Raw genomic sequence first — 5,280 nt, 5'->3', positions numbered from 1 at the left:
CGTCGTCCGTTCTTTTTTATAGGCGCAGTGTTAACAACGCTTTCACTATTTATTATGCCGCATTCACCAACGCTTTGGATTGCCGCGGGTATGTTATGGATCATGGATGCGTCAATCAACGTAACCATGGAACCGTTTAGAGCACTTGTTGGTGATAACTTGCCAGAAAAACAACGCGCGACAGGCTACGGTTTACAAAGCTTTTTTATTGGTATTGGTGCTGTACTAGCCTCAGCATTACCATGGATGATGACCAACTGGTTTGATGTAAGCAATACTGCAGCCTCAGGGCAAATTCCTGAATCTGTTAAATACTCATTTTATTGGGGCGGGGTGGTGTTACTTGTTGCCGTGCTTTGGACCGTAGCACGTACTAAAGAATATAGCCCTGAGCAATTAACGGCTTTTGAAAAGCAAAGCGCACAACCTACAACAAGCAAAGTGGTTGATATTAACTTTAATAAAGGTGCCATTATTTTTGTGGTACTGGGTTTAGCAACTCTTGCATTAGTCATGAGCTTATCCCTTGAAAAAGAATTATACCTACTTGCTGGTGGTTTATTAGCCTTTGGTATTGTGCAGTGGATTACAGCGGCGCTTAAAAGTGCGAATAAAACCCAAGGTGGTTTTTACCAAGTAGTACAAGATGTATTTACTATGCCAGAGGCCATGAAGCAGCTTGCCTGGGTGCAGTTTTTTAGCTGGTTTACTTTATTTGCTATGTGGATTTATACCACCGCTGCAGTAACAAGCTTTCATTATGGTAGTAGCGATGCAACCTCTAAAGCATTTAACGATGGTGCTGACTGGGTGGGTATTTTATTTGCCGCTTACAATGGATTTGCCGCAATAGCCGCTATGTGTATTCCGTTTTTAGTTAAAAAAATGGGATTAAAAGGCGCGCATTGCTTTAATTTATTGCTTGGCGCGTTAGGTCTTGCAAGCTTTATGTTTATACAAGACCCTAAAATGTTACTTATACCTATGATAGGCGTAGGGTTTGCGTGGGCGTCTATTTTATCACTCCCGTATGCCATGTTAAGTAATGCACTACCGAGTAACAAAATGGGCGTTTATATGGGGATTTTTAACTTTTTTATAGTTATACCCCAGTTACTTGCCGCCAGTGTTTTAGGGCTTATTTTACGCCACGTATTTTCTAATCAGCCTATTTACGCATTATTAATTGGTGCAGCTTCGTTTGTTGTTGCTGCTGTTGCAGTAATGCGCGTTAAAAATTCTCATTAAGGACACACAATGAAAAAATATAACCTTATAACCGCCTCTCTTTTAACGTTAGGTTTAACGGCTTGCGGCGCTCAAAACACAAGTACAACTAACGAAAGTACCACAGCACAGGTTACATCAGCACCAGGTGCCCCAGGTGCAGAGCCTTTTTGGGCTTATGCGGGTAAAACAGGTATTGGTACATCATACGAGCAATACCAAAACGGCCAATACACTGATGCAGCTGCAACGGGGGATGTGTCTAAAGTATGGTTTTCAATTGCTAAAGGGGTGATCACCGAAACCATGTTTGGGCTTATTCACCAAGCACAAATAAAAGACATGCAATTTATAGTAACAGGTAAAGATTTTACCGTTAGTGAAGCGGATGATTTAAATGTCACCATTGATTACTTACATAAAGATGCACAAGGTCGCCCGTTATCGCTGGCTTATAAAGTAACAAGCACTGATAAACAAGGCCGCTTTAGCCTAGAAAAACACATCTTTACTGACCCAGATGGGCAAACCCTATTTGTACGCAGCGTATTTAATACTGAGCTTGAAGGGCTAAAAGCGTATGTGTCTGTTAATCCGTACATTAATAATAACGGCTTAGGTGACTTTGCTAAAACAACAGAGCAAGGCCTAGTAGCATGGGAAAACGATAACTATCTATCACTTCAATCCGCGTCACCATTTAAAGCAAAAACGGTAGGGTTTACAGGAAAAAGTGACGGTATTAACACCCTTAAAACTACGCAATCTATAACTACCCAATACACAAATACCGGCGAAACTGCTGGTAATGTAAGCATGCTTGCAGAGCTTGGCGAGATAAGTGCAAATACCACTTTTGATTTAGCCCTGAGCTTTGGTAAAACGCAGCAGCAAAGTATTCAGCAAGGTGAACAAAGTTTGGCAAAAGGGTACCAAACGGTGCTCGATCACTACAACGGCAAAGGTGAAGCGCTAGGCTGGGAAGATTACCTACAAAGCCTAAAACCACTTAATACCATGGTTGAACAAACAGCCGATAACGGTAAGCTTTTATACACCAGCGCCATGGTATTAAAAGCACAAGAAGATAAAACACACGCAGGGGCATTAATTGCTTCTTTATCTAACCCATGGGGCGAAACGGTTTCAGCCAAAGAAGGTTCTACGGGTTATAAAGCGGTATGGGTGCGCGATTTTTATCAAGTAGCCATGGCATTTATGGCGCTTGGTGATACTGCCACAGCAAAAACAGCGTTTGAATACCTTGAAAAAGTGCAAGTAAATAGCAAAACACCAGGTAATAAAGGCGATACAGGCTGGTTTTTACAAAAAACACACGTCGATGGTGAATTAGAATGGGTAGGCGTACAGCTTGACCAAACCGCTATGCCTATCATGCTGGCATGGAAGTTACATAAAGCCAACGTACTTAGCGATGAAGAGCTAAAAAACTGGTACGGCAAAATGTTAAAACCAGCGGCAGATTTTTTAGTAGAGGGCGGACTTGCTAAAATTTTGTGGAACGACACACAAATTACACCACCGGCAACACAACAAGAGCGCTGGGAAGAGCAAAGCGGTTATTCGCCATCTACAACTGCGGCAATAGTGGCAGGCCTTATTACCGCAAGCGATATCGCAACGCTTAGTGGCGATGATAAAAACGCGCAGCGCTACCTTGCCACGGCTAAAAAATACAGCAGCGATATTGAATCGCAAATGTTTACTACCGAAGGTAACTTAAAAGGCGAAAATAGCGATGGCGAATACTTTATTCGCATAGGCCAAGATACCGATGCAAACTCAAACACTAAAATTAACACTAATAATGGCCGCGAAGGGTTTAATAAAAAGCAAATTTTAGATGGCGGGTTTTTAGAGCTAGTACGCTATGGTGTACGCGGTGCAAATGATGAAAGCATAGTTAAAACACTACCTGAGTATGACGACGAAACACTAGAAGATAACCTACAAGTCAAATACAGCTTTAGCTTTGACGATGGCAGCGGCACTTTTGCAGGCTACCGCCGCTATGGCAATGATGGCTACGGTGAAGATGAAGTTAAAGGCACAAACTATGCTGAGGGTGGCAGTAATACACCAGGCCAACGTGGGCGTGTATGGCCATTTTTCACCGGTGAGCGCGGGCATTACGAAATCGCAGCGGCTAATGCAAACAACGCTCTGGATGATGCTAAACAAGCGCAAATTAAAAACAGCTATGTGAAAGGCTTAGAGCAATTTGCTAATAACGGCCTTATGTTACCAGAGCAAGTATGGGATGGTGTAGGGGTTAACAAAGCAGGTTATGAGCTAGGCGAGGGAACTAATTCAGCAACACCATTGGCATGGACTCATGCCGAGTATATTAAATTAGTTCGTTCACTGAGCGACAAACAAGTTTGGGATCATTATCCCGTTGTTGAGAAAGCTTTAAAATAAGGCTAGTTCAAAATGTAAAATTAAAGCCACGGTTAACAGCCGTGGCTTTTTTGTATCTAAGTGGGGGGTTTAATGTTTAATAAGCACAATGACGTTGAGTTATAAATTCTTAACTAGACCCTCTGGCAATTAATACCGGTGGTAAAAGGGTGCTTTGTACTTCTTCTTCACGTATTAATTTAAGTAGGTTCTCTACTAACATTTGCCCTGCGACGGTGGTGTCTTGCGCTATGGTTGTAAGCGGTGGGTTTATGTAGCTTGCAATGGCTATGTTATCAAAACCGACCACGGCCACTTCGTTAGGGACATTAATATTGGCTTCTTTTAAAGCGCGAATTGCACCAATGGCAATTAAATCACTGGCGGCAAATAAGGCGTTAAATTTTATGTTATTAGCAATAAGTGAGCGCGTAGCATGATAACCAGACTCTTCAGTAGAAATAGCATTGGCCATTTTTCGCTCATTAATGGTTATACCATTAGTAAGTAGCTCATCTTTAAACCCCTGAAAGCGGGCAAAAAATTCTGGGCTGTGATCAGATGCATCACCGATAAACGCGCAATCGGTGCGGCTATGGGCAATTAAATGGCCAGCGGCTAGTTTGCCCCCGCCGTAGTTGTCGCAGCATACAGTAAGATCTGGGCGGTTATCTACTGTGGCGCCCCAGCATACAAACTTAGTGTTTTGGTCAAGCAAGGTTTTAAATTTTGGTTGAAAGTCTATGTAATCACCATAGCCGAGCAAAATAATACCATCGGCTCTGTGGCTGTCTTCGTAGTCGGCTTGCCAATCGGCGCTAGCTGATTGAAACGATACCAATAAGTCGTAACCTTCTTTTGCACACGCACGAGTAATACTGCCCAGCATTGATAAAAAGAATGGATTTATTTGTGATTCATCTGATGTTGGGTCTTCAAACAACAATAGCGCAAGGGTACTACTTTGCTGAGTACGTAAGTTGCTGGCATTTTTATCAACTTTATAGTTAAGTTGTTTTGCTATGTCGTGGACGCGTTTGCGTGTTTCTTCATTAACAAGGGGGCTGTTACGTAAAGCGCGAGATACAGTTGATTGTGAAACCCCTGCATAATGGGCAATGTCAAATGAGGTGGCTTTACCTTTCATTGTTACAACTTAATTAAATGCTAAATAATTGTGTCATTTTCGACTATTAGTGAATTATTTCAAGCTTTTTGCGATTTATTATTGATCTAATCCTGACACCGGTGTCATAATGCCAATGTTTTATCATTTTGTTGTCAAAACGTATTAGCTGCTATTTTATATAGCAGCCTTTTTTACTGTGATAGCTACTTTGAGGTGATAGCTCAAAGTGTATAAATAACAACGCATAGCCGTTGTAAAATAATAAGCATAAGCCGCTTACACAAAAGAGATAATACCATGAGCCAAAATTCTTCTGCCCAGTTTAACCCTATCTTAGTTGCCGATATTGGTGGCACCAATGCGCGCTTTGCATTAATTACCGACTTTAATGAGCAAACTAACCAATTTGTTATTGAGCATATTAACATATTTCCCAGTGCTAATTTTGGCTCTTTAGAAAGCGCACTTGAACAATACCTAACAACGATTCCCCATGTTACGCC

General features: G+C 41.7%; 4 protein-coding genes. 3 read left to right on the top strand and 1 reads right to left on the bottom strand.

Annotated elements, in window-relative coordinates:
- The coding region (locus tag B2R65_RS18415; protein ID WP_286745097.1) for an MFS transporter at window positions 1-1,248 on the top strand (1,248 nt) is incomplete at its 5' end.
- 9 nt (window positions 1,249-1,257) lie between these two features.
- Window positions 1,258-3,669, top strand: coding sequence for a glycoside hydrolase family 15 protein (locus B2R65_RS18410; RefSeq protein ID WP_286745094.1), 2,412 nt, complete (start codon window positions 1,258-1,260; stop codon window positions 3,667-3,669).
- A gap of 109 nt (window positions 3,670-3,778) precedes the next feature.
- Here the strand turns inward: B2R65_RS18410 and B2R65_RS18405 are convergent, their stop codons facing one another.
- On the bottom strand, window positions 3,779-4,795 hold the full coding sequence (locus B2R65_RS18405; protein ID WP_264389611.1) for a LacI family DNA-binding transcriptional regulator: 1,017 nt from the start codon (window positions 4,793-4,795) through the stop codon (window positions 3,779-3,781).
- Between the two features lie 279 nt (window positions 4,796-5,074).
- Between B2R65_RS18405 and B2R65_RS18400 the strand changes: the two genes are divergently transcribed.
- Window positions 5,075-5,280, top strand: a 206-nt coding sequence (locus tag B2R65_RS18400; RefSeq protein WP_286745089.1) for a glucokinase, incomplete at its 3' end; no start/stop codon positions are given.

The organism is Pseudoalteromonas sp. UBA2102, assembly GCF_002331165.1.
Taxonomy (GTDB): domain Bacteria; phylum Pseudomonadota; class Gammaproteobacteria; order Enterobacterales; family Alteromonadaceae; genus Pseudoalteromonas; species Pseudoalteromonas atlantica.
Note: the sequence above shows the minus strand (reverse complement) of the source record. Positions and strands in the feature narration are given on the sequence as shown.